We start from the raw sequence: 22,169 nt of genomic DNA, 5'->3' as shown, positions 1-22,169 counted from the left end.
CATTCTCCTTTTTTATTTCGTTACCTAAATAAGTAATTAATCTAATTGTAACAAATACTTGCTATAATGGCAATATTATAGAACTATTTTAGTAAAGAAAAAATAGAAATTTTTCTGCTTTTTTCATACAGTGAAAAAAACTGATATTCTCTATTGGCATTTTCACAAAAATAAGTTATAATAGAATCTCAAGCGGAGGTGGTGGAACGGCAGACACGCATGCTTCAGGCGCATGTGCCCGTACGGGTGTGAGGGTTCAAATCCCTTCCTCCGCATAAAAAGCAATCCTATCATGATTGATAGGATTTTTTGTTATTATGAAGTAGAATTACACTGCAGAGAAAAGCCAGAAATTTTACTTTCATATGTACCTCATTAGCAAAATAGAAGACCAGCTATATAGAGCAGATCTTCTATTTTTTTATAATCCCTCAGACTTCAAAGCGTCTGCCAAGCGAGCAAATTCTTCTAAACTCAGAGCTTCTCCCCGAACACTTGGAGATAACTCCGCTCGTTCTAAAGCAGCTGTTAACTTGTCTTTGGTCTCCTCTGACTTCCCAAAACAACTGGTCAGGTTATTCCAGAGAGTCTTTCGGCGATGGACAAAGCTGGCCTTGGAGACCTTGAAAAAGAATTTCTCGTCCTGTACCGCAACAGCTGGCTGGTCTCTGCGCACCATCTTGAGAATAGCCGAATCCACATTTGGCGCTGGCACAAAGACTGTCCTCGGCACAATAAAGGCAACCTTAGCTGTCATGTAATACTGGACCGCAATTGACAAACTGCCGTAGGCCTTGGTATTCGGCTGAGCCGAAATCCGATCTGCCACTTCTCTCTGCATCATCACGACAAACTCACTAAAAGGAATCCCGCTCTCAATCAAATGCATGAGAATCGGCGTCGTGATGTAGTATGGTAAGTTAGCCACTACCTTGATAGGCAGGTCTGGATTCTTAAACTCTGCTATGTACTGAGCCAGATTAACCTTGAGAATATCCTGATTAACCACTGTCACATTGTCAAAATCGCGCAGAGTATCCGCCAAAATCGGCACCAGCCGATCATCAATTTCAAAGGCCATGACCTCTGCAGCACTTTCGGCCAAAAATTCTGTCAAAGCCCCAATACCAGGCCCAATCTCGATGACATTGACATTTTTGTCAATCTCGGCTGTATCCACAATCTTCTGGAGAATGTTGGTATCTGTCAGGAAATTCTGACCGAAAGATTTTTTAAAAGTGAAACCGTGACGCTCCAGAATGGCACGGGTCACACTATGATCTGCAATACGCATGTATCGTCTCCAATTCTGTATATCCCTATAGAAATGCAAAATATTTTCTGTATATATTTGTTAAATAAACAATTTTACTTAAATATTCTGTTTTTTTCTAGTATTTTATACTATTTTTCCTATACCAGAATCAATATTTTTGATTCTACAAACTATATAACAGGATTAATCATTAATATTCTGATAATCTAAAATATTATTTCTTATGCCGTCTAGCAATGGAATAAACTCAGTAAAATCAAATTCCTTATAATTCTTCAGAACATGCTTTGAAAGAATTTCTTTTCCATAATAGTCGCCTCCTCCATTTTTATCAAATTTCTTCCCTTTTAAAACAGGAACTGTATTTTGAGATAATAATAAATCTTCAATATCAGAGGACTCACCGTTATTCATCTTAGGTACTAAAGGTGTTGCAATTATATATAAGCTATCCCTTTTATTAATGCGACAAGGTTTCTCTCTTCTAACTTTTTCTAAATTATCTGAAATTTCCGATTCTAAAACCTTTGAAGTCTTCGAGACTTCATTTTGAGGAATCATCAAGTCTTTTGCATGCTTTGCAAAAGAAAATAAGGGAGATTGATCTTTATCCTTTCTATTATTCGGTTCGTTATCAAACAAAAATATAGTAGGATTTTTGGGCTTTCTTGATGCTAATTTAGAAAAATACTCCATATAATTAGGGTAAAATGGCTTTATAGCTTCATTCATTTGATATTTAATATCAGAGAAATAATTATACCAATATTTAAAACCTTCTCCCCCTTCTGGAACATTAAAAAGATACTCTATCGTATTAGTATGATTTAGAAATTTAATTTTAAATACAAAATTATTCCCTACTTTTTCAATAAGTTCTGGATATTTTTGATAAAGGTTTTTTAAAGCTGCTTTAATATATCGTGGATCGGTCTTTCCCTCCGTTACAATTATAGGTTTGTCATTTTCGAAAAAATATTTATAAAATAGAAATTTCTTGTACTCTTTTTCTCTAGAATTAAATAGAGACATGTACATTTTCTTTTGTTCCTTACCTATGCTGTAAAATTCTCTAGGTAAATTATATGTATTATGTTCTGTATTATCGAATAATTCTTTTCGTAAATCTTTATTATAAAAGATATATTTCCAAAAATATTTCGATTCAGATTTTTTTGATGAATTTCTTCCTAATAAGTATTTTTGGGAATCTAGATTATTTTGTATCAGGGATTTTTTATAAAGTAGGTAGTTGTTGTATTGATCTATTTGAAAAATAAAAGCAAATCTTCCCGTTAATTGATTGAGTGTTCCTGGTTTTGTATCTATTTCAAAAGCTCCATCTTTATATAATTGAAAAGCCATTGCTCGAGTATTTTTTACGTATTCTCTTTTCACATTTATCTTCTTGTTTACAACTAGTCCAGTAACTTCTTGGCGTTGCATGTTATTACTCAATCGTGTTTTTTTAGGATTGATTTCAAAACCAGATGAGATGATTACCTCCTCTAATTCAGCTAAAAAGTTTTTTAGCTCTTTGCTTGTTCTCAATTTATTAGAGTTTAATTCACGATTTGTTGAAAAAGTCATATCATCAGCATATCTAGAATATGTAAAACGATATTTTTTAGCAATTTTGACAATCCGATAATCTAAAATTCTAGTAATTAAGTTTGTGATGATGGGAGAAGATGGAGCTCCTTGCGGTAGCTTACCTTGATAACATGCAATTTGTGTGATTACAGTAGCAATTTCTGGTGAAACGGCAAAATCCCTATCTTTTATAAAGAAGCCTCTTACTCTTCCAAAATTAAAAGAATCAAAAAAGTTTTTCAAGTCAATGTTCAGAATGTATTTCTTGTTTCGATGCATCTGAGAGTTGGTAATAATGCTTTTCCCCTTTTCAAATGCATGAGACAGAACAGGTGTTTTAAAGTTCTTGTCCTTAGATTTAGATTCTATGCTTTCAAGGTAACATTCCCATAAAACATTAGACAGTTTTTTCTGAAGGAACTTCAACTCTTTTTTGGGGGCATGTATAACTCTTTCTCCACCATTCTTTTTAGGGATAGTGAAAGAGTTATATAAATTATCAGTTTGTATATTGTACAATAAATAATTGATGTATTTAGCACTTTTCAAACCAAGTAGCTTAGCAAAATCATCTTTTGTCTGTAGTTGATTAAATTTAGTCATCATTTTTCCTCATAAAAAAAGCGTATGATAACTCTTACGCGAACAAGATTGTCAGTAGAAATTCTAATGTATCCTGAAGCTATTAACACCAGGTGAAGCCAAACATTCCTATAACATTGTTGTTAATACTTGCGAACACACAAGTCAAAAATCTAATCATACGCCTCTATATATTACCATAAAAGCTTTGCGTTTACCAATAATTATATCATTAGTACGTTGTGCAATCTCAATATCGACAAAAACATAACTCTAACGCATGTTTTCTCACAGGCTTGCTCAGCTGCTTCTTTCCGACGGCAAAATAGGGTCACTGACCAACCTTTCTCAGCTAACTGTTTTGCAGTCTGATAGCCAATCCCACTATTGCCGCCCGTAATAATTACTTTTTTCATTTCTTACTCCGTTAGACTGAATATTTGAGCATGGCTTCTTCCACTTCCGCCAAAGTCACCCCAAACAATTCCAAGCGTTTAAGCAGCTGCTTGCCGTTAGAATAGCCGATGCGGAGCTCTTCACCCAAATACTCTCGACGCTGACGGCTGTCACTTCCCATAAGCAGACCTAGTCGCACAAGATCGCTTTTGGTGATGTCAAAATTATCCTCATCATCAAAATATCCGACCAGCCCAGCCAGAGCCTGCTGTAAATCATCAAATGATGCATGCTCTACTCCAAGCGATTTACCTTTGTTTTTAGACTTAGGAGCCGCCTCATCTCGACGGAGAAAGGCATGCTGAGCAGTTGGTACTGCCTCCATAATCATTCGACGGATACGCTCGCCATTGTAGTCTGGATCGGTAAAGACAATAACCCCACGCAGCTGGTGCAGTTTCGCTATCCGCTCTAGGTCTTTTTCATTGATAGCGGAACCTCTCGTCTCGTAAGTGTCAACATCGTAAAATCGCTGCAAATTGGCTGTGTCATCCTTTCCCTCAACGACGATTACCTGAGGGATTTTTATCTTCTCAGTCAAGCCCAAACACCTTCTTTGCATTTTCATAGGTCGCTTGCGCTACTTCTTCGACAGTCAACTCACGAAGCTCAGCAATTTTCTCTACCACATAGCGAGTATAGGCTGTTTTATTTTCTCGGCCACGCTTGGGAACAGGCGCCAGATAAGGTGCATCAGTCTCGACAAGGATTTTATCCAAAGGCAAGTTCTGCGCAGCCTCCTGAATATCTGTCGCTTTCTTAAAGGTGACAACTCCAGAAAAGGAAATCATCATTCCTAGCTCGATAAAGCGCTCTGCCATTTCCAAAGAACCGGAATAAGAGTGCATGATACCACCACGAGGACTGACACCTTCACTCTTGATAATCTCATAGGTATCCTCCAGCGCATCTCGCGTGTGTACGACAAAGGGTAGGTCTAGTTCTTTAGAGAGTTGGATTTGGCGTCGAAACACCCGCTCCTGAACATCCTTTGGCGCTGTCATCCAGTGATAATCCAGCCCAATCTCGCCCAGAGCTACAACCTTGGGGTGACAAAGCTTATCCAGCAGATAGGCTTCTACCGCCTCATCATAAGTCCCCGCCTCAGTCGGATGCCAGCCAATCGTAGCATAAAGCTGATCATAGTTGTCCGCCAACTCCAAGGCGCGCTCAATGGTCGGTCGGTCAAAACCGACAATATTGTGTGCAACAACACTCATTTCTTTGGCTAATTGGAGCTCCTCTGCCTCTCGACCAGCAAATTCTTCCACATTTAAATGCGTGTGTGTATCAAAAATTTTCATACTTTACTTCCTTGTATTTCCTGTCCTTTATTATACCAAAAATGACCTGAAAAATCAGAAGTCTCTTTAAAGCAGAAAAAATAAGATAGCTGCCATTCAACAGCTATCCGAATCTGCCTTCAAGTTCTCCATTGGAATAATCAAGTAGAAAGACAGTGCCAGCATTAACACAAGCGGGAGGAGAATATAAATAACCCCCAAACTGCTAGCAAGAGCTATTAACAGCATGGATAAAACACTCGGAACAGCCATGCTAAATAGATTAATAGCTGACTGGATGGCTCCCATCGCTTCTTCTGGAATCATACTGAATACAGATTTCTGCAATCTTGGACTCAGAAGACCGACTGTAACTGAGCAAGCAAAGCTTGCTATCAGTACAAGTAAAAAGTTTTGCCAGAAAAAACCGCAAAGAATAAAAGCTTCAAATACTTGGCTTGCATACATAGCAAGCTTAGTCGAAATTTTTTTCAGCAAACTGCCACTCAAAATATTCCCTAAGATCAGACCAGCGGAACTTAGAATAACTAACACGGCAATGGACTGACCGATCTGCAGATTCCAAAAAGGCTTTTTCAGCAATAAAAGAGTCGCTACTGGCGTCAAAATATTCAGAGTGACCTGCTCAAAGGTTAAAACCAATAACAACCTCACAACGTTTTTCAATCCCAGCAAGACTTTAAGAGAATCCAATAAATGCTGCCAATAATTCTCTTTATTTAGCTCCTTGGCACTGCTAAACTCCGGTTCTAAGTTCTGTAAGCTTTTACTAATATGCCAAAAACCAAGGTAAGCTAGCAAGAATGTCAGAGCATTCAGACCTGCCAAAGCTCCGATACTCATCCAAGCGATGAGAAAACCGCCAGCTAGATTCCCCAAAATATGAACCAGACTTATACTAGCCTGCCGAAAGCCCATAGCAGAGGTCATATCTTGCTCAATCACTTTTACATAAATTGGGGTCAGCATGGCACCTGAAAAATAACTCAGACTATCCGACAGAAAGTTAATCAAGCAAATCATAAGCAGAGTCAAGAAAGAGAAGTCTTGTCCAAGCAGCAAAAACGTTACCAAGATATATAAGAGCACCTTACTAAACTGTATAAACAGGTATTTATGAATGCGATTCTTCTGAAAATCCGCCGCGACTCCAGTAAAAACTTGAATTAACTGAGGCAGCGTTTCAGAAAGAGAAATCAATAAAATCGCAAGTGGAGCAAAAGAATAAACAGAAACATAATTCATCAAAGCCAAATAAAAAACTATGTCCCCAAAACCTGAAATCCATTGATTGATGAGCAACTGGCGAAAATTTTTATTTTTTGCAAAAACGATCATACGACATCCCCTTTACTCTTGTTAGATTTTTGTTTAACAAATCATAACAACAAATTAGGTGTTTGTCAAATTTTTATTAGATTTTAATTTTACAAAAAGAAAGACCTAGAATGAATCCAGGTCTTCTGAAACTATATTAGGTCCTGTTTGAACTTCTCTATAATCTTTCGAATCAGTTCTTTATTGACCGTGTATTTTACAGAATCGTCATCCACCACAAGCTCCAGCAAGCCAGAATTTAGCAGCTTCTGCGTATGGAATGAGATAGAGGCTCTTGTAAGCCCCAGTTTTTTAGCTATATCTTTATTCTTGGCATGCGGCTGAATCAATTCAATCAATACTTTATAGCGGGTTTCATCTCCAAGAGTTTTTAAGGTCACAGCCAATGTTTCATCGTTAAGCTCCGATTCCGCCTTTGATAACTGGGAACTTCTCGTCGAAAGGACTAAGGAATAGGAGGTGAAATCAGGAACCTTTTCGAGAAAAGAGTCAATAAACATAGGTGACAGAACAAAGACTTGTGTGTCCTTTTCAAGAAGCTTGGCATTCTGTTCTTCATCATCCATCGCATCAGATAGGCTAAATTCTTGTTCAAAAGCTAGAACTTCCTGCTCAAACTGCTCATAAATAGGCTGATAGAGCTCGAACACTCTTTCCAGCAAGGAAACTAATTGGTCCCGAAGCTTCTCTGGATGCTGAATAGCTTGGTACCAGTACCATTTATTTTCCGGAGACTTGTCACTATTCTCTATAAAAGCCAGCAGATCTTCAGGATGTCCCTTGATGACTTCCCCTTTAGAAAGCTTAAGTGATAAGCAATAGATGATTTGCTCTGCATCTAGTTTTTTCAGACATTCTAACAAGTCATGCGGATTGGCCGGATCTTCTCCTTTTTCTAGCAAGTAGAGGTAGAGGAGCGGAGCCAGTCCCACCGTAGCTCCTTCAAACAAACTAACCGCAACAAGCTCGCTTTTCAAAGGAAGTAAATCCTGATAAAGCTTATCATAGTGCGGCTGTACATCAAGAAGCAGCTCCTTTTGATTCTGCCGTAAATCCCTCCACATATGTTTATCATCCCTTGAAACGATGGCAGGTACCATGAGAAATTCATATAACTTACTACGATAATGGACAAGCTTTACACCCACAGATTCTTCCCTCCTTACACATACTCCGCTTCTGACCAGAAAGAGTATACAATTCCTGTTTTTCATTATACCAAAAATCAAGCGAAATATTCATCCCATTCCACTCTGTTTATCTCCTGACAAGAAATCCATCTCTATAAAATAAGAACTTTTTAGAAAATTTCACCTAGTCCTTAAGACTGATTTTATCATTTTTCAATATTTTCTTATTGATTATCGATAAGATTCGTGCTATAGTTACTAAGAAATGAAACGTTAGTCGGAGGAAATTATGACAGACAAAATGAAAAAGACTGCTGAAGATATGAGCATCACTCTTACAAAAATCAGTATCAGCCTTTTATTTATTGCTTCCATTATCTTGATAGCCCTAGGACCTTGGGTCGTCAACCTAGTTATCGAATTTCCCTCTCCTTTCTTTCAAGGAGAGACGCGCTTTTGGATCTTGCTACTGCTTGGCTATGTCCTAGGCTGCCTGGCTCTGGCCTGCATTGTCCATCTCTATCGACTCCTTAGCCGCATCGGTAAAAATCAGGTTTTTATCACACAAAATGTTCAGTACATGCGCTATCTTGGCTGGGAAGTCGGCACTGTCGCTCTTATCTCCCTCTTTATGGGGCTGACAGCTTACTTGCCCATGCTCTTAGTCACTGTTTCTTGCAGTATCTTGACCCTGATTATCCGTGTCATCCGCAACGCCTTTGGCAAGGCCATTGAGCTACAGGATCAAGTGGACTACACTATTTAGGAGGTCTTATGATTCAGATAAATTTAGACCTTGTCATGGCGCAAAAGCGCATCAGCGCTGGACGTTTAGCAGAGTTGATTGACCTAACACCAGCCAATCTATCTATCCTAAAAAATAATCGAGCCAAGGCTGTCCGTTTTTCAACACTCAACGCTCTCTGCCGTGAATTAGACTGCCAGCCTGGCGATATTTTGGAGTATATCCCTGACGAGGAGGAGAAATAATTATGGAATATCCAGCACAAGAAGAGATGAATGTCCAGCCTTGTCTGCCCGCAGAAGCAGAACGACAGACTATCTTCACAGGCCTAGAGGACAAGCAACTGCGATTCTTTAAAATCAGCTATCTAATCCTCTATCTCTTAACCTACTTTTACTCTGCTGTATTTTTTAATTATCAAACTGCATCCTTTTTCCCTTTTGCAATTGGTCTTATATTGCTAAGCGAAGCCCTAATCAGGAAATTGGCCTATCCATCACTGCAGATAAAAAATCTTGGCAGCAGATTAGAGGCTAGAAGCTTTCTGATCATGACGCTAGCTCAAGCTCTGGCTTTAAGTCTCTGGGGGCTTCATCGTCAGCTAGAATTGTTCCAATTTCTAGCCATCCACATCTCATTCGCTTTCTATATTCTGTCCCGCACAGGCTGGTTAAGCCAGGGACGTTTGGGAATCCTGGTCTGGTTTGATGCCATTCAAGCCTTCTGCATCCTGCCCTTTAAAAATTTCATTGCTGCTATTCTAGTCTTTATAGAAGGCAAGCAGCAGGACTATTCCGCCAGCTCTGACAGTATGTCTTCGAAGAAAGCCCAACAGCTCGCGATTATCGTCAGCAGCTTCTTTGTCGCAGGAATCTTGGTCTACTTTGTCTGGTCCCAGCTGAGTCAGGTTTCAGACAGCTTCGCCTCTTTCTTCAGCAATACCGCTGATTTCATTGAGAATCTACTTGACTCCCTCTTTTCAAGTCTTGATAGTAGCATGATTCTATTCAAGGCCTGCCTGGCTATCCCTGTCAGTCTCTACTTGTACGGCCTCCTAGCCGGCAGTCTGTTAGGCAAAAAAGATACTAAACTTAACTACAAAAAATTTCAAGCAAGTATCCGCCCTTTGCGAGTAGCACCCGCTTTCACAGCCTACATTATCATCGGCAGCCTCTGCCTGACCTACGCACTCTTCTTCCTGACGGGGCTAGGTGAACTCGGTCAGCTCCTGAGCGCCGGAACAGTAGCTCAGTCTATTTCTCCCCAGAATGCTTCGACTGTTGCCGTAGCTGGCTTCTGGCAGCTGGTTCGGGTCTCTATCCTTAACTTTGCAGTCCTAGGCGTCTTCTATCTGATTGCCAAAAAGCCACTCTGGGATCAGAAAGGAACGCGATTCGCAGCTACTATCCTCTTTATCTTTACTGGTTTGCTGGCCTTGCTAGCTGGCTGGAAATTATTTGGTATCTACATCTACCTTTACGGACCAACACCGCTGCGCTTGATTTCAGCATGGTTCATCCTAGTCCTCTTGGTTTGGTGCCTACTGACCCTAATTCGTTTCTATAAACCTATCCAAGCTATTCGCATCGGTATCTTTTACGCCCTGATGAGCTTTACCTTGCTCTGCTATCTGTATCCAATGCTTTTACCAGTAGCAAAATAAGCAACTGTACTTAACTATACACAAAAAAACCAGAAAGAAACTGATTTTCTTTCTGGTTTTATTCTCCTTTTTATATCATTTACCGGCATTCAATAATAGACTGCTCACCTTTCTCGTTCAAAGGAAAAATAATTATATTCTAAAATCACAGGTCAGCAAATGATCATTGACCATGCCAATTGACTGCATAAAGGCATATACAGTCGTAGAACCAACAAAAGAAAAACCTTTCTTTTTGAGTTCTTTACTAATTTTATCGGATAGATCCGTTCGAGCGGGCACCTCTTCAATACTGGACCATGAATTGACAATCGGGTCATTCTTTACAAAAGACCAAATATAAGAATCCAAACTACCATATTCTTCTTTTAGTTTTAAATAGGCTTTAGCATTTTTTATAACTGCCTTTATTTTTAGCCTATTTCGTATCACTCTTTGATCACTAAGCAATTCTTCAATCTTTCGCTCGTCATAATTGGAGAGTATTTCAGGATCGAAGTTTTCATAAGCATCTGTCATAGCATCCATTTTTGACAAAATAGTTTGCCAGCTCAAGCCCGCCTGCTGACCTTCTAAAATCAACATTTTAAAGAGTTTATACTCGTCATGCACAGGTCGCCCCCAGTCATGGTCATGATAATTTCTCTCAAGCTCACTATTTTCAGCCCAATCGCATCTTTTCATCTCAACCATCTATTTTCTCCTTATAGTTTGATTTTCTCAACTTGATTATTATCTAAAACCAAGAAAGCATCAGAAAAAGAGACTTCAAAAAGTTGCAAGGAGTTGCTATGCTGTTCAATAATATCTTGATAATAAGGATACTTCTGGATAAAAACGCTTCTTATATCCTCAATAGAAAGCTGGCTTTCTTTGACTCTCCCTTGAATTCGGATATACCTCCCATCACCTTTCGGAATTGTTGTAAGAGCTATACGATTATTGATTGCCAGCTCTTGGATTTTATGACTATTTTTAAATGAGATAAAGAACAAATTCTTTGTCTCCTCATCATAGTAAAAATTTACAATTCTTACATTTGGGGTATCTTTTACAGAAGTAGCTAGGGCCATTTCTGTCTGTTCTGCCAAAAAGGCCTTAAAATATTGATTCATATTTGACTCCTTTATTATTTTCTCTAAAACTAGTATAATATAAAAAGGTATCATTTTTTGAAACCATTTAATAAAAATATGGAGTTTGGCATGAATAAATCTCAAAGAATTAACGATATGCTTATTTTTCTCAATAAGAAAAGACAATTCAATCTAAAAGATATTATGAATCGATATCATATTTCAAAAAGCACTGCCCTTCGTGATATTGCCAGCCTTGAAACGCTGGGAATTCCAATTTATTCTGACTTAGGCCGGAATGGCAGTTATAAAATTCTTAGCAACGACTTGTTATCTCCTATTATTTTCTCCATAGATGAAATTTCTGCCTTGTATTTTTCCATGCTGACTCTGGAAAACTACAATATGTGCCCTTTTGATATTGACCTGCAAAAATTAAAAGAAAAATTTGAAAACTCGATTTCAGAACAGCAGTTAAGCAAGATCACAAAAATTGAGAAAATCCTTCAACCAGAAGTCAGGAAAACAATCAACAACTCTCAGTTGCGAATCATTCTTGATATTTTATTGCACAGGCAGGGAGAATTTTTTCCAATTAAGTATGAACAGCAGTCTCTTCTGGTTCAATTTATCAAACTATTTAGCCACAAAGGGGACTGGTATGTTGAGGTCATAAATAAAGACACTGGACAAAGAGAGGAACTTTCCTGCCAATCTATCGACTTTAGTCAATAAATTTAAGACAAAAAAACCAGCGGTCTCGAGTCTCCGCTGGTTTCTTGATAAATCGTTTGGATTAAGCAGCCAAAACTTTGCGTCCTTTACGACGGCGAGCTGCCAATACACGACGACCGTTTTTAGTTGACATACGGTGGCGGAAACCATGTTTACGCGCACGACGGATTTTACTTGGTTGATAAGTACGTTTCACGATGAATACCTCCTCTTAGATTCTTGTATTCGTTTAGCCGGCTAGTTGTGATCAGTTACTAAACATACTTTACTATTCTATATGATTCTGGGGCTTTTGTCAATACTTACTTAAATAACTTTCTCTTTGTAAACGTAATCATATAACCCGAGTCGCTTCATAAAAGGGAATCAAGGCTGTCATGGCCTCCTGCAGCTGGGACAGCACTTGCTCTCTTGAAGCAGCCTGAGAAAGGGGAATATCGTATTTGACTAAGACCTTACGAACCTGACCGGCCGCTAACTGCCGAGTAAGGAACTGGCGATTTTCCTCTGTTCCTTCAAAGCGCTGACTCACACCATCTATCTGAGCAAAATAGTAAGCTGGCGACTGAATAGGCAACTCCAAGACCCGATTTTGCTTGCTGAGGCTGTGCTCATCTTTCTTGCGCTCCATGAAGCTCACCTCCAGCGATACCCCAAAATCTTCTGCAGTTCCATACAAGCGCAGAGCAAACATCGGTTCTGTGATTTCTCCATAGCCTTTAAGATAATTCCAAAAATGGGGCCGCAGTATCTGCGCTTGATTCATCCACTGGCTGGTTCGCTCCAAGGTCAGCTTAGGATAGAGGCTCTGAAAATCCTTGACCAAATCCGCAAATTCCTTGCGTGCCGCCTGGCCCTTAGCTCTTAGCTCCAACATAGACTCACGCAACTGCTCTGCCTTGTCTGGAGATATATACTTAGCCCCTTGATGAGGCAGATAACTTTCAATAGCTGGAAAAAGTGACATAAAAAATCCTTTCTTTTTTACTCTTTATAATAGAATACTTCTGACTTATTAACGTTAACACTTTGCGTGATAAGAATCCTGTCCCTCTTACGATTAGAAGCATCCATTATTTTTTGATTATCCAAAGTCATAGTCATATCTACACCAGCAGGAATAAATAATATTGCTGCACCCGGACCACCATAGGATACACCACCCTCTAAATAGGAGTTGACCATTTTAAACTGATTTCCTAATTTTAGCCCATTAGTCACCAAACCATTTTTATCAAAGGTCAGCTCTTCTCCATTTCCATTTTTCCACGTACCTTCAATACTTGAGAAATCACCGTTTTGAATGCTCGATAAATCCATTTGATTTGAAATTTCTGGATTGTCCTCTGCTCCTATGGAGCTTTTTGATTGATAAGATTCAATATCTTTCCAAGTTAACGAAGATAGATCAACTTCTTTTTTAGAAGCTAACCCAAAAACTGAATCTACGCTTTTTTCAGAATTTGAATCTACACCTGCTATTTGAAAATCTGCTTCTTTTAGCACATCTATACCACTATTATCAGATCTCAGTCGATAAAGATAACCCTTAGCATCAGGACTTAGAGAGTGCCATTGAGCATAAAAGACTGTTCCATCTGTATATATTGTGGCGCTTTCTCGACTTCCACCTGCTGAAGCTACTTTTGATTGAGCTAAATAAGTTGATGTTCCTTGATTCAAATAATAAATAGCCGCTAAATAATAAGCCCCGTCAGAATGATGTCCTGTGATTAGTTCATTCGTCCCATTTTTATCAATATCATAGAATGTGTATATCTGCGCACGGCCTTCAGAAGTATCTTTTGTTAATTTATCCAAAGTCGAAGCATATAATTTTTCATCTTGTTCTACTGAAATCGAAGAACTCTTTTGCTCTTTGTCCAATGCACTCTTACTCGAATCAGGAGTATTATCCTGATTCTCTATTTTCTTTTGACCACAGGCAGCAAGTAATGCTAACCCTAAAATAATTAGAAAAACTCTCTTCTTCATAATTCTTTCTCCTAGTTTATTACTACAAAAACCAGCATCTCTGCTGGCTTTCTTTTTATTCGCTGTCAATATCCACAACGACATAGCGGTTTGGCTCGTCGCCTTCGGAATAGCTAGTCACGCCATCGATGCGAGATATGATGCGGTGGATAATTTTGCGCTCGCTGTTAGACATAGGGTCTGTGTGCTGACCGCGTCGGTCTTCCAAAGCCCGCTGTGCCAGTTTCTGCGCATAGCTTTGCAGCACTTCAGCCCGATGCTCAACATAGTCATTGACATTAATGGAAATATAAAAGCTCTTAGAGTATCGGTTATAAAGATAGTTTTGCGCTAATAGCTGCAGAGCTTTCAAGACTTTTCCGTGGTAGCCAATCACGCGCCCCGGTTCATTGGTATCAATCTGCATGTTAATGGTACGGCGGTTGTGGCTGCTGGAAATGCCCGCTTCAACATCCATCTCATCAACAATTTTCTGAACATAGTTCGTTACGTTGTCAACCACTTCTTCAATATCGTAGTCTGCTTCGACTTGGATGCCTAAGTCAGCAAAAGAGCTTTCTTCTGTTTCTGTCGGCTCAGCCTTGTCTTTAGCCGCTTGTTCAAAAGAGATAACCTTGCTATCGTCCGCTTCTGCTTGAGCAACTGCCTCATCAATAGCTTGATTGGTCTTGAGAAGATCAATGGTGCCCGTCTCTTCTAAAATCGTATTAGCTTGCTTGTCATTTTTGAGAATTTCAGCCTTGACCTCATCTGAGATAACTTCGCCTTCTCCTTCGACCTTCTTGATAGCAGCTACCACACGGCCCAAATCAACCGTCGCTTCACTGACAGACTGCACAGGTTCATTCTGAGCGTTAATCTCTTCGGGAACACCTTTTACAGCCTTTTGATTGGCCTTAACAACTGTCGTCTCAGCAATCGGCTCGACATCCACCTGAGCTGGCTTCTTGCCAAACAAGCCTAAAAAGCCTTTTTTCTCACGTGAAATAACAGTGATATGCGCTCTCATACGTGGAATATCCAACGTTTTCAAACCATTTTGAATGGCTTCTTCAACACTTGCTCCTGTAAAAATAACCATTGCAAGAGTCCTCCTTCTTACTTACTTTTTCTTTTTCTGTGCTTTTTTCAGGGCACGTTTCTTTTTCTGTTCCAATTGACGCTCTGATCGTTCCTTAGCTTCCCGCTCAGCAATGATTTTAAAAGGATTGCTCAGCAGCAAGGTCTGAACCACCTGATAAGCATTTGAGACCGCCCAGTAGAGGGCTACCCCGCTCGCCGCATAAAGGGCAAAAAAGAAAATCATCACTGGCATCAGGTACATCATGACTGTCATCCCGCCATTTCTCTCAGGCAAGGCCTTGTTTGAAAGCCACGTACTGAAGAAAGTGAAGAGAGCTGCCAACAGCGGAAGAATAAAGGTCGGATCTGTCGCTCCTAGATTGAGCCAGAGGAAGTGACCTGTTTTCATAAATTCAACCCGAGTCAGGGCTTGAAACAGAGCCAAGAGCACTGGCATCTGGATAAAGAGCGGAATGAATGAGGCATAAGGATTGACACCCTTTTCTTTGTAGAGCTTTTGAGTTTCCTCAGCCAAGGCTGTTCTGCTCTCCATATCCTTACCAGGATACTTTTCCTGCAGTTGTTTAATATGCGGCTGTACTTCCTGCAGCTTGCGTGAAGAAGTGGTCTGGAATTGGAAGACTGGCAGGAGAACTGTCCGGATAATCAAGGTAAAGAGAATAATCCCAATCCCCTTGCTTCCACCAAAGGATAGAAAACGAATGGTGTCCGCAAAGAAGTAGACCAGCTTCTCCCAGAAACCATGTGAATCGGCCGTTACTTGACTAGTTCCGCAGGCTGTGAGAAAGAGCAGCGAGGCAACCAGCAAAATCCCTAATTTACTTTTCTGTTTCACAAATGAATCCTTCCTGATAAAGTTTAGCAATTTTTAATACATGCAATAAATTTTGTTCAACTTGGTGGTAGTCCAACTCTTCCACTCCTTTGCGAGCAATAACGACGAAGTCTGCCTGGACTAACTGTTTTTGATGCTGCATCAAGACATGGCGAATTTTTCTTTTAATACGATTACGAACTACTGCATTCCCTAGCTTTTTACTGACGGAAATTCCAACTCGAAAATGCTTTTGCTCTTTTTCTAACATGTAAACGACAAATTTTCGATTAGCAAAACTCTGCCCTTTTTTAAAAATCGCATTAAAATCTTTTTCGCTCTTGACGCGATAGTTTTTTCTCAAAACTCAACTCCATCCACCAAAATTATATCTATTATACCATATTTTTCGAAAATGCCAATAAGAGCCGCTATGACGCCGTTTTTGCAAATATTTAAAAGGTCGATTCACTTAAAAAACACCGCAATTCCCTTACGATGTTCCCTATATCTTATCCCTTTTCCAGCTGTTTCTTCGCTCTTTCCAACTCCTGACGGATCTGTGCAAATCCAGTTCCGCCAAGGGAATTCCGCTTTTGTACAGCAGTCTGCGACTCAAGCGCTTGATAAATATCCTCCTCAATCAGCGACGACACTTCCTGATAACGGCTCAGCGGGATATCCTGTAGATAATAGCCTGCCTTGCTGCATTCCAGCACCAACTTTCCGACAATCTCATGGGCTTCCCGGAAAGGCAGTCCTTTTTTGGCCAGATAATCAGCCAACTCCGTCGCATTGGAGAAATCCTGCTGAGTTGAAACCAGCATTTTTTCTTTGTTTACTGTCATACTAGACAGCATACCCGCCATAATATCCAGCGATTTTTGGATGGTATCTACTGTATCAAACATGCCTTCCTTGTCTTCCTGCAGGTCCTTATTATAGGCCAAGGGCAGGGATTTCATAACCGTCAGAAGACTGAAGAGATGGCCATAGACCCTGCCGCTCTTGCCCCGAATCAGCTCCGCCATGTCCGGATTTTTCTTTTGCGGCATGATGGAAGATCCAGTACTAAAGGTATCTGATAAGCTGACAAAACCATATTCATAGCTGCACCAATTAATCAGCTCCTCGCAGAGACGAGACAGATGCATGATGAGAATGCTGCTGTTAGATAGAAACTCCAAGATAAAATCTCGATCACTGACCGCATCCAAGGAATTGTGGTAAAGTCCTTTAAAGCCCAACAAATCAGCCGTCAGCTCCCTGTCAATCGGAAATGTTGTCCCCGCCAGAGCCGCTGCTCCCAAAGGAGATAAATCGGTATGCTCTAGATTAAAAGCAAAGCGCTGACTATCCCGGCTGAACATCTGATAATAGGCCAACAGATGATGGGCAAAGCTAATCGGCTGAGCATGCTGCAGATGGGTATAGCCTGGCATGATAGTCTCTACATGCTCTTCTGCCAAGTCCAGCAACACCTGACGCAAATTCAAGAGTTTATCCGCAATCTGACCGAGCTGATCCTTGAGATAAAGGTGCATATCTGTCGCCACCTGGTCATTACGGGAGCGAGCCGTATGGAGCTTACCAGCTACTGGCCCAATCTCCTCGGTCAGAAGAGCCTCCATATTCATATGAATATCTTCATTACGCACATCAAACTCAAGTTCTCCAGACTCATAACTTGCCAGCAGCGTTTCCAAGCCTGCCTGAATAGCAGCCGCTTCCTCTGGAGCAATGATTCCTGTCTGCCCCAACATTTTGACATGGGCTAGGCTGCCCTGCAGATCATAAGGAGCCAGACGATAGTCAAAGCCAATGCTAGCGCCAAACTCTTCTACCCATCCCTCCAGAGAGGCTTCAAAACGTCCGCCCCACAGTTTATGATTCGCCATAGGAAAGCCCCTTTCTATTCGTCCTTGTGAGCCTGAACCTCTGCGTGAACCTTAGATGGAAGCCCCCACAGCTTGATAAAGCCAATCGCGGCATCCTGATCAAAAGTATCTGCACTGGTATAGGTAGCCAGACTTTCGTCGTAGAGAGAATTCTCAGACTTACGTGCTACGACTGTCGCAGACCCCTTATAAAGCTTCACCTTAGCTGTGCCATTGACCACCTGCTGGGTGGACTTGAGATAGGCAATCAAGGCTTCTGTCGCTGGATTAAACCAGAGACCATTATAGATGAGATTAGACAGCTCATTTTCGATAATCGGCTTGAAATGAGCCAATTCTCTGACTAGAGTCAGATCCTCGATTTCCTTGTGGGCAGCCAAGAGAGTCACCGCCCCAGGGCATTCATAGATTTCCCGAGACTTAATCCCTACCAGACGATTTTCCACATGGTCAATCCGCCCAACACCGTGTTGTCCTGCCAAGTCATTCAGCTCAAGAATCAAGTCCGCCAACTTCATCTTTTTACCGTCTAAAGCAACTGGCACGCCAGCCTCAAAGTCAATATTTACATAGACTGGGCTGTCTGGCGCTGCTTCTGGCGCAACCGTCAAATCATAGGCGTCTTCCGGTGCTTCATTCCAAGGGTTTTCCAAGACACCACACTCATTGGCCCGTCCCCAAAGGTTTTGATCGACTGAGTAAGGACTATCCAGATCTGCAGGAATTGGCACACCATTAGCTTTGGCATAATTGATTTCTTCTTCCCGAGACCATTTCCACTCCCGAACAGGAGCAATGACCTTGAGGCTGGGATCTAAGGATGCGATAGCGACTTCAAAACGTACCTGATCGTTTCCTTTTCCCGTACAGCCATGGGCAATGGTCGTCGCTCCTGTCTTGTGGGCAATTTCAACCAATTTCTTAGAAATCAAAGGGCGGCTCAGAGCGGACACTAGAGGATATTTTCGTTCGTAGAAGGTGTGTCCTTGCAGAGCAACCAAGACGTAGTCTTCCGCAAACTCGTCTTTAACATCAATAACATGTGATTCGATAGCGCCAACTTTCAGCGCCTTGTCATGAATGAAATCCAAATCATTTCCTTCACCTACGTCCATACAGACCGCGATCACATCATAATCCTTGTCCAGCCAAGTAATGGCCACCGAAGTGTCCAAGCCGCCGGAATACGCTAAAATGACTTTCTCTTTAACCATGCGATTACCTCTATCCTTCTACATTTTATTTTTAAACATTCTACTGTATGAAAATGCGAATGTCAAGAGTAAATTTAATATTTATTAAAATAAAAGCGTTTTATCGATTTTTATTCAAAATCAATATATTATATACTGGACTCAAAACAAGAAAAAAAGAGTCCGTCAAGACTCCTTATTTTACACGGTAAAAAACATCGGGATGTTCGGAAACGCTCTGGGTGATGATGAAACGATCTTGACTGGTATCAGTCGGATCAGTTCCATTGACAGTCTCCCCTGCTGGCAGACTCTTTCCTGCTGGAATTATAAGAAAGGCAGCACCGGTTTGGTTTTTCCAACGAATTCCTGCTCGAAAAATCCCATTTTCATCTGGCCCAGCGTAATCTCCTGTCTCAAGCTTGGCAACATCTGACTCAATACCAGATGCATCGAATGTATAGCTGTTCCCTTTGGCATCCTGCCAAGTACCAATCATGCTGGAAAAATCTCCAGAAGCAATAGCCTTCATATCCAAACTAGAAGTTGATGCCGTCTCTTTCTCTTCTTTGCTGGCTCCCTTGGTAGACTTTTTGCTTTCTGTTTCCGAATTCTGCTGAGGGCCTGTATCAGAAGCTGCTTGACTATCTGCGTCGCTAGAAAGTACGCTCGAACTGGCCCCTCTTTCAGACTTTTTAGAAGATGCAGAACTAGTCGAACTTACTTTAGAATTGTTGGAAGCAGGATTCGTCTGCTCTTTCTTTTGGTTACAGGTTACTAGCACGAGTAAGGCTACTAGCCCTCCAATCAAGATAATGATCCATTTTTTCATTTTTATCGCCTTAAGGTATTTTATTATTACAATTGTGACATAAAAACAAAAATTTGCAAAGTAAAAACCAGCTCGAAAGCTGGTTTATCTTATTGAATTTGATTCAGCATGTTTTCGATATGCTGGATGGATTTTTCGCGGCCCAGCAGGTAAATCGTATCTGGCAGCTCTGGTCCATGCATTTCACCAGAAACGGCAATCCGAATCGGCATAAAGAGGTTTTTGCCTTTGATTCCTGTTTCTTTTTGGACAGCCTTGATCTGTGGGAAGATATTCTCCGTCACAAAATCTGCATCAGACATGGCTTCTAGCTTTTCTTTGAAGGCTGTCAACACGGTCGGTACCGTTTCACCAGCCATGACCTCACGCTCCGCATCTGTCAACTCTGGGAAGTCCGCAAAGAAGAGGTCTGTCAGCGGCACGATTTCGTCTACAGACTTCATTTGTGGTTTGTAGAGCTCCACAAGCTTTTCTGCCTTATCTGTCAAACGGCCCGCTTCTTCCAGGTATGGCTTAGCCAGAGCGAATATTGTGTCAAAATCTGCATTCTTGATGTATTCGTTGTTCATCCAGTCCAGCTTCTTCTGGTCAAAGGCAGCTGGGGACTTACTGAGACGTTTTTCATCAAAGAGCTCAATCAATTCTTGGCGAGAGAAAATCTCATGCTCGCCACCAGGATTCCAGCCCAGCAGTGCAATAAAGTTAAAGACTGCTTCTGGTAGGTAGCCTTTCTTGCGGTAATCCTCGATGAACTGGAGGGTATTGGTATCGCGCTTGGACAGCTTCTTACCTGTTTCAGAGTTGATAATCAGGGTCATGTGCCCAAATTCTGGAGCTTCCCAGCCTAGAGCTTCATAAACCATGAGTTGCTTAGGCGTGTTGGCAATGTGGTCATCTCCACGAATAACATGTGAAATTTCCATCAGATGGTCATCAATAACCACAGCAAAGTTATAGGTTGGGTAGCCGTCTTTCTTCTGGATAACCCAGTCACCACCGATATTGCCGCCCTCGAACTCAATTTCGCCCTTGACCATGTCAGTCCACTTGTAGACACCAGCTTCATTGACAGCCAGACGAACCGTCGGAATGATCCCCGCTGCTTCTCGCTCAGCGATATAGGCTGCCTTTTCTTCCTCTGACATACCTAGAAACTCATTGATATAACGCGGTGTTTCACCAGCTGCTTCCTGACGTTCACGTTCAGCCGCTAATTCTTCCTCAGTCACATAGGACTTGTAAGCCAAACCCTTTTCCAAGAGTTCATTGACGTATTTTTGGTAAATATCCAAGCGCTCAGACTGGCGGTAGTTTTCGTGAGTCTCAGGACTTTCATTCCAGTCAATACCCAACCAGCGTAAGTTTTCAAGCTGTGAGCGTTCCCCGTCTTCTACATGGCGCTTGCGGTCTGTATCCTCGATACGGATAATGAAGGTCCCGCCATAGTGACGAGCATAGAGGTAGTTAAAGAGCGCAGTCCGCGCATTTCCGATGTGTAAAAGTCCAGTCGGACTTGGTGCATAACGCACTCGAATCGCTTTTGTCAAAGTTCCATTCTCCTATTTGTATTTCGGGGAATTATTCCCACTCCGATTTTCAAACGTAATCATTATATCATACTCTGAAGGCATAATACGACTTTACAGTCTATTTTTAAGACAGGCGCTCTTCCAGCTGGAAGTCAATAGGAAGCCAAGCCAGCACATTCTCCATCTGCTTTTCCCAGTAATACCACTCGTGCTTACCTGGACTGTGGCTGTAAGTAATATCCAAGCCCAAGTCTTGCAGGTTTTTTACTGCCTCCTGATTAGCCTCGTAGAGAAAATCCTCTTCGCCGCACCATGCCCAAAGCTTGGTCTTTTTATCAGATTGCTTGGCTATGCTTTCCAGCGAATGAGGGCTACTGGTCCAGTCTTTATAGTCTCCAAAGACTCCCCGCCAATAGGCTGGTGTTGCCATTTCAGCATTATCTGGTCGAGCATCAAGAAAACTCAAAGCGCCAGAAAGGCTAGCCGCGTATGAAAAGCGGTTAGACTTGAGAGCCAGCTTAAAGGCTCCGTATCCGCCCATGGAAAGACCAGCAATGAAATTCTTCTCCCGCTTATCTGACATATTTGGGAAAAAGCGCTTGAGTACCCGAGGCAGCTCCTCAGCGATGGCTTCGTAATAGTTAAAGCCGTACTGAGTATCGGTGTACCAGCCGTTGCTGGTATTAGGCATGACAACAATCAGGTTAGTCGAGCGAACCAGACGTTCAATATTTGAGCGCTTGAGCCAGCTATTGTGATTCCCGTTCATACCATGAAGCAGGTACAAAACAGGAATGTCCTTATCATCCGGCTTGTCCACACGAGCTGCGTCCGGATAGAGGATATTGACACCCCATTCCATCTCCAAAGCCTCAGAATAATACTCTATTTTCATCACTGCCATTCGCATTTCTCCTTCGTATCTTC

At 41.2% G+C, this 22,169-nt stretch carries 23 protein-coding genes, 1 tRNA gene and 1 pseudogene; 5 read left to right on the top strand and 20 right to left on the bottom strand.

The features are described 5' to 3' along the window. Positions 1-192 precede the first annotated feature (192 nt). Positions 193-275: transfer RNA gene (locus RP262_RS00560), tRNA-Leu, on the top strand. Positions 276-421: 146 nt separating this feature from the next. Here the strand turns inward: RP262_RS00560 and rsmA are convergent. The 7 genes and pseudogenes from rsmA to RP262_RS00525 form a co-directional block, all read right to left on the bottom strand. Beyond that, positions 422-1,294: a 16S rRNA (adenine(1518)-N(6)/adenine(1519)-N(6))-dimethyltransferase RsmA gene (gene rsmA, locus RP262_RS00555; RefSeq protein WP_311153944.1), complete on the bottom strand. Its 873-nt coding sequence runs from the start codon at positions 1,292-1,294 to the stop codon at positions 422-424. A 165-nt stretch (positions 1,295-1,459) separates the two neighbouring features. Next, positions 1,460-3,472: a retron Ec67 family RNA-directed DNA polymerase/endonuclease gene (locus tag RP262_RS00550; RefSeq protein WP_311153943.1), complete on the bottom strand. Its 2,013-nt coding sequence runs from the start codon at positions 3,470-3,472 to the stop codon at positions 1,460-1,462. Positions 3,473-3,735: 263 nt separating this feature from the next. Further along, positions 3,736-3,867, bottom strand: a pseudogene (locus tag RP262_RS00545) (SDR family NAD(P)-dependent oxidoreductase); the annotation flags it as partial. Between the two features lie 11 nt (positions 3,868-3,878). Then, on the bottom strand, positions 3,879-4,448 hold the full coding sequence (rnmV, locus tag RP262_RS00540) for a ribonuclease M5 (protein ID WP_399553050.1): 570 nt from the start codon (positions 4,446-4,448) through the stop codon (positions 3,879-3,881). Continuing rightward, positions 4,441-5,211, bottom strand: a complete 771-nt coding sequence (locus RP262_RS00535; RefSeq protein ID WP_311153942.1) for a TatD family hydrolase — start codon at positions 5,209-5,211, stop codon at positions 4,441-4,443. Before RP262_RS00535 ends, rnmV begins: the two co-directional genes overlap by 8 nt. Positions 5,212-5,307: 96 nt before the next feature. Next, positions 5,308-6,549, bottom strand: coding sequence for a hypothetical protein (locus tag RP262_RS00530; RefSeq protein WP_311153941.1), 1,242 nt, complete (start codon positions 6,547-6,549; stop codon positions 5,308-5,310). 131 nt (positions 6,550-6,680) lie between these two features. Next, positions 6,681-7,763, bottom strand: coding sequence for a winged helix-turn-helix transcriptional regulator (locus tag RP262_RS00525; protein ID WP_311153940.1), 1,083 nt, complete (start codon positions 7,761-7,763; stop codon positions 6,681-6,683). A gap of 205 nt (positions 7,764-7,968) precedes the next feature. Here RP262_RS00525 and RP262_RS00520 point away from each other — a divergent pair, with 205 nt between their 5' ends. From RP262_RS00520 to RP262_RS00510, 3 genes are read left to right on the top strand one after another with little or no spacing between them, the layout of a single operon-like run. Further along, positions 7,969-8,445, top strand: coding sequence for a DUF2975 domain-containing protein (locus RP262_RS00520; RefSeq protein WP_002917772.1), 477 nt, complete (start codon positions 7,969-7,971; stop codon positions 8,443-8,445). A gap of 8 nt (positions 8,446-8,453) precedes the next feature. Beyond that, the gene (locus RP262_RS00515; RefSeq protein WP_002893895.1) at positions 8,454-8,669 is read left to right on the top strand and encodes a helix-turn-helix transcriptional regulator; all 216 of its coding nucleotides are present in this window, start codon (positions 8,454-8,456) and stop codon (positions 8,667-8,669) included. Positions 8,670-8,671: 2 nt separating this feature from the next. Then, positions 8,672-10,087 carry a DUF4153 domain-containing protein gene (locus tag RP262_RS00510; protein ID WP_311153939.1) on the top strand — a complete coding sequence of 472 codons (1,416 nt, stop codon included), beginning with the start codon at positions 8,672-8,674 and terminating at the stop codon, positions 10,085-10,087. Positions 10,088-10,219: 132 nt separating this feature from the next. Here the strand turns inward: RP262_RS00510 and RP262_RS00505 are convergent, their stop codons facing one another. Then, positions 10,220-10,780, bottom strand: a complete 561-nt coding sequence (locus tag RP262_RS00505) for a DNA-3-methyladenine glycosylase I (RefSeq protein ID WP_311153938.1) — start codon at positions 10,778-10,780, stop codon at positions 10,220-10,222. 11 nt (positions 10,781-10,791) lie between these two features. Continuing rightward, positions 10,792-11,256 (bottom strand): pyridoxamine 5'-phosphate oxidase family protein, encoded by a 465-nt coding sequence (locus RP262_RS00500; RefSeq protein ID WP_311153937.1) that lies wholly within the window; start codon positions 11,254-11,256, stop codon positions 10,792-10,794. Between the two features lie 24 nt (positions 11,257-11,280). On the opposite strand from RP262_RS00500, the gene RP262_RS00495 reads away from it, so the two are divergent. Next, on the top strand, positions 11,281-11,898 hold the full coding sequence (locus RP262_RS00495; protein WP_311153985.1) for an HTH domain-containing protein: 618 nt from the start codon (positions 11,281-11,283) through the stop codon (positions 11,896-11,898). A gap of 61 nt (positions 11,899-11,959) precedes the next feature. On the opposite strand, the gene rpmH is transcribed toward RP262_RS00495, so the two are convergent. From rpmH to RP262_RS00440, 11 genes are all read right to left on the bottom strand, one after another. Next, positions 11,960-12,094, bottom strand: a complete 135-nt coding sequence (gene rpmH / locus RP262_RS00490; RefSeq protein ID WP_002893904.1) for a 50S ribosomal protein L34 — start codon at positions 12,092-12,094, stop codon at positions 11,960-11,962. 138 nt (positions 12,095-12,232) lie between these two features. Further along, complete coding sequence (locus RP262_RS00485; protein ID WP_223337714.1) at positions 12,233-12,865, bottom strand: ribonuclease P; 633 nt, start codon at positions 12,863-12,865, stop codon at positions 12,233-12,235. A 17-nt stretch (positions 12,866-12,882) separates the two neighbouring features. After that, positions 12,883-13,977 (bottom strand): DUF6287 domain-containing protein, encoded by a 1,095-nt coding sequence (locus RP262_RS00480; protein ID WP_311153936.1) that lies wholly within the window; start codon positions 13,975-13,977, stop codon positions 12,883-12,885. Then, positions 13,949-14,974 carry an RNA-binding cell elongation regulator Jag/EloR gene (jag, locus tag RP262_RS00475; RefSeq protein WP_311153935.1) on the bottom strand — a complete coding sequence of 342 codons (1,026 nt, stop codon included), beginning with the start codon at positions 14,972-14,974 and terminating at the stop codon, positions 13,949-13,951. The genes RP262_RS00480 and jag overlap by 29 nt, the downstream gene beginning before the upstream one ends. A gap of 21 nt (positions 14,975-14,995) precedes the next feature. Then, on the bottom strand, positions 14,996-15,811 hold the full coding sequence (locus RP262_RS00470) for a YidC/Oxa1 family membrane protein insertase (protein WP_311153934.1): 816 nt from the start codon (positions 15,809-15,811) through the stop codon (positions 14,996-14,998). Continuing rightward, positions 15,795-16,154: a ribonuclease P protein component gene (gene rnpA, locus RP262_RS00465; RefSeq protein ID WP_002928077.1), complete on the bottom strand. Its 360-nt coding sequence runs from the start codon at positions 16,152-16,154 to the stop codon at positions 15,795-15,797. Before rnpA ends, RP262_RS00470 begins: the two co-directional genes overlap by 17 nt. Before the next feature lie 148 nt (positions 16,155-16,302). Continuing rightward, on the bottom strand, positions 16,303-17,688 hold the full coding sequence (gene argH, locus RP262_RS00460) for an argininosuccinate lyase (RefSeq protein ID WP_311153933.1): 1,386 nt from the start codon (positions 17,686-17,688) through the stop codon (positions 16,303-16,305). A 14-nt stretch (positions 17,689-17,702) separates the two neighbouring features. Beyond that, positions 17,703-18,902, bottom strand: coding sequence for an argininosuccinate synthase (locus RP262_RS00455; RefSeq protein WP_311153932.1), 1,200 nt, complete (start codon positions 18,900-18,902; stop codon positions 17,703-17,705). A 175-nt stretch (positions 18,903-19,077) separates the two neighbouring features. Beyond that, entirely contained in the window at positions 19,078-19,713 is a 636-nt protein-coding gene (locus tag RP262_RS00450) for a DUF6287 domain-containing protein (protein WP_311153931.1), read from the bottom strand. Positions 19,714-19,802: 89 nt separating this feature from the next. After that, entirely contained in the window at positions 19,803-21,260 is a 1,458-nt protein-coding gene (gene gltX / locus RP262_RS00445) for a glutamate--tRNA ligase (RefSeq protein ID WP_311153930.1), read from the bottom strand. 106 nt (positions 21,261-21,366) lie between these two features. Next, positions 21,367-22,146, bottom strand: a complete 780-nt coding sequence (locus tag RP262_RS00440) for an alpha/beta hydrolase family protein (RefSeq protein ID WP_311153929.1) — start codon at positions 22,144-22,146, stop codon at positions 21,367-21,369. Positions 22,147-22,169 lie beyond the last annotated feature (23 nt).

It is taken from the genome of uncultured Streptococcus sp. (assembly GCF_963456385.1).
In the GTDB taxonomy this organism is placed as follows: domain Bacteria; phylum Bacillota; class Bacilli; order Lactobacillales; family Streptococcaceae; genus Streptococcus.
The sequence above is the reverse complement of the archived record's forward strand: the minus strand, read 5'-3'. Positions and strand labels throughout refer to the sequence as shown.

Excerpts from the sequence above, each read along its gene's own strand:
- rsmA (WP_311153944.1), bottom strand. The coding sequence starts at position 1,294 with ATGCGTATTGCAGATCATAGTGTGACCCGTGCCATTCTGGAGCGTCAC.
- RP262_RS00550 (WP_311153943.1), bottom strand. The coding sequence starts at position 3,472 with ATGACTAAATTTAATCAACTACAGACAAAAGATGATTTTGCTAAGCTA.
- RP262_RS00535 (WP_311153942.1), bottom strand. The coding sequence starts at position 5,211 with ATGAAAATTTTTGATACACACACGCATTTAAATGTGGAAGAATTTGCT.
- RP262_RS00530 (WP_311153941.1), bottom strand. The coding sequence starts at position 6,549 with ATGATCGTTTTTGCAAAAAATAAAAATTTTCGCCAGTTGCTCATCAAT.
- RP262_RS00525 (WP_311153940.1), bottom strand. The coding sequence starts at position 7,763 with ATGAAAAACAGGAATTGTATACTCTTTCTGGTCAGAAGCGGAGTATGT.
- RP262_RS00520 (WP_002917772.1), top strand. The coding sequence starts at position 7,969 with ATGACAGACAAAATGAAAAAGACTGCTGAAGATATGAGCATCACTCTT.
- RP262_RS00515 (WP_002893895.1), top strand. The coding sequence starts at position 8,454 with ATGATTCAGATAAATTTAGACCTTGTCATGGCGCAAAAGCGCATCAGC.
- RP262_RS00510 (WP_311153939.1), top strand. The coding sequence starts at position 8,672 with ATGGAATATCCAGCACAAGAAGAGATGAATGTCCAGCCTTGTCTGCCC.
- RP262_RS00505 (WP_311153938.1), bottom strand. The coding sequence starts at position 10,780 with ATGGTTGAGATGAAAAGATGCGATTGGGCTGAAAATAGTGAGCTTGAG.
- RP262_RS00500 (WP_311153937.1), bottom strand. The coding sequence starts at position 11,256 with ATGATACCTTTTTATATTATACTAGTTTTAGAGAAAATAATAAAGGAG.
- RP262_RS00495 (WP_311153985.1), top strand. The coding sequence starts at position 11,281 with ATGGAGTTTGGCATGAATAAATCTCAAAGAATTAACGATATGCTTATT.
- RP262_RS00485 (WP_223337714.1), bottom strand. The coding sequence starts at position 12,865 with ATGTCACTTTTTCCAGCTATTGAAAGTTATCTGCCTCATCAAGGGGCT.
- RP262_RS00480 (WP_311153936.1), bottom strand. The coding sequence starts at position 13,977 with ATGTCGTTGTGGATATTGACAGCGAATAAAAAGAAAGCCAGCAGAGAT.
- jag (WP_311153935.1), bottom strand. The coding sequence starts at position 14,974 with ATGGTTATTTTTACAGGAGCAAGTGTTGAAGAAGCCATTCAAAATGGT.
- argH (WP_311153933.1), bottom strand. The coding sequence starts at position 17,688 with ATGGCGAATCATAAACTGTGGGGCGGACGTTTTGAAGCCTCTCTGGAG.
- RP262_RS00455 (WP_311153932.1), bottom strand. The coding sequence starts at position 18,902 with ATGGTTAAAGAGAAAGTCATTTTAGCGTATTCCGGCGGCTTGGACACT.
- RP262_RS00450 (WP_311153931.1), bottom strand. The coding sequence starts at position 19,713 with ATGAAAAAATGGATCATTATCTTGATTGGAGGGCTAGTAGCCTTACTC.
- RP262_RS00440 (WP_311153929.1), bottom strand. The coding sequence starts at position 22,146 with ATGGCAGTGATGAAAATAGAGTATTATTCTGAGGCTTTGGAGATGGAA.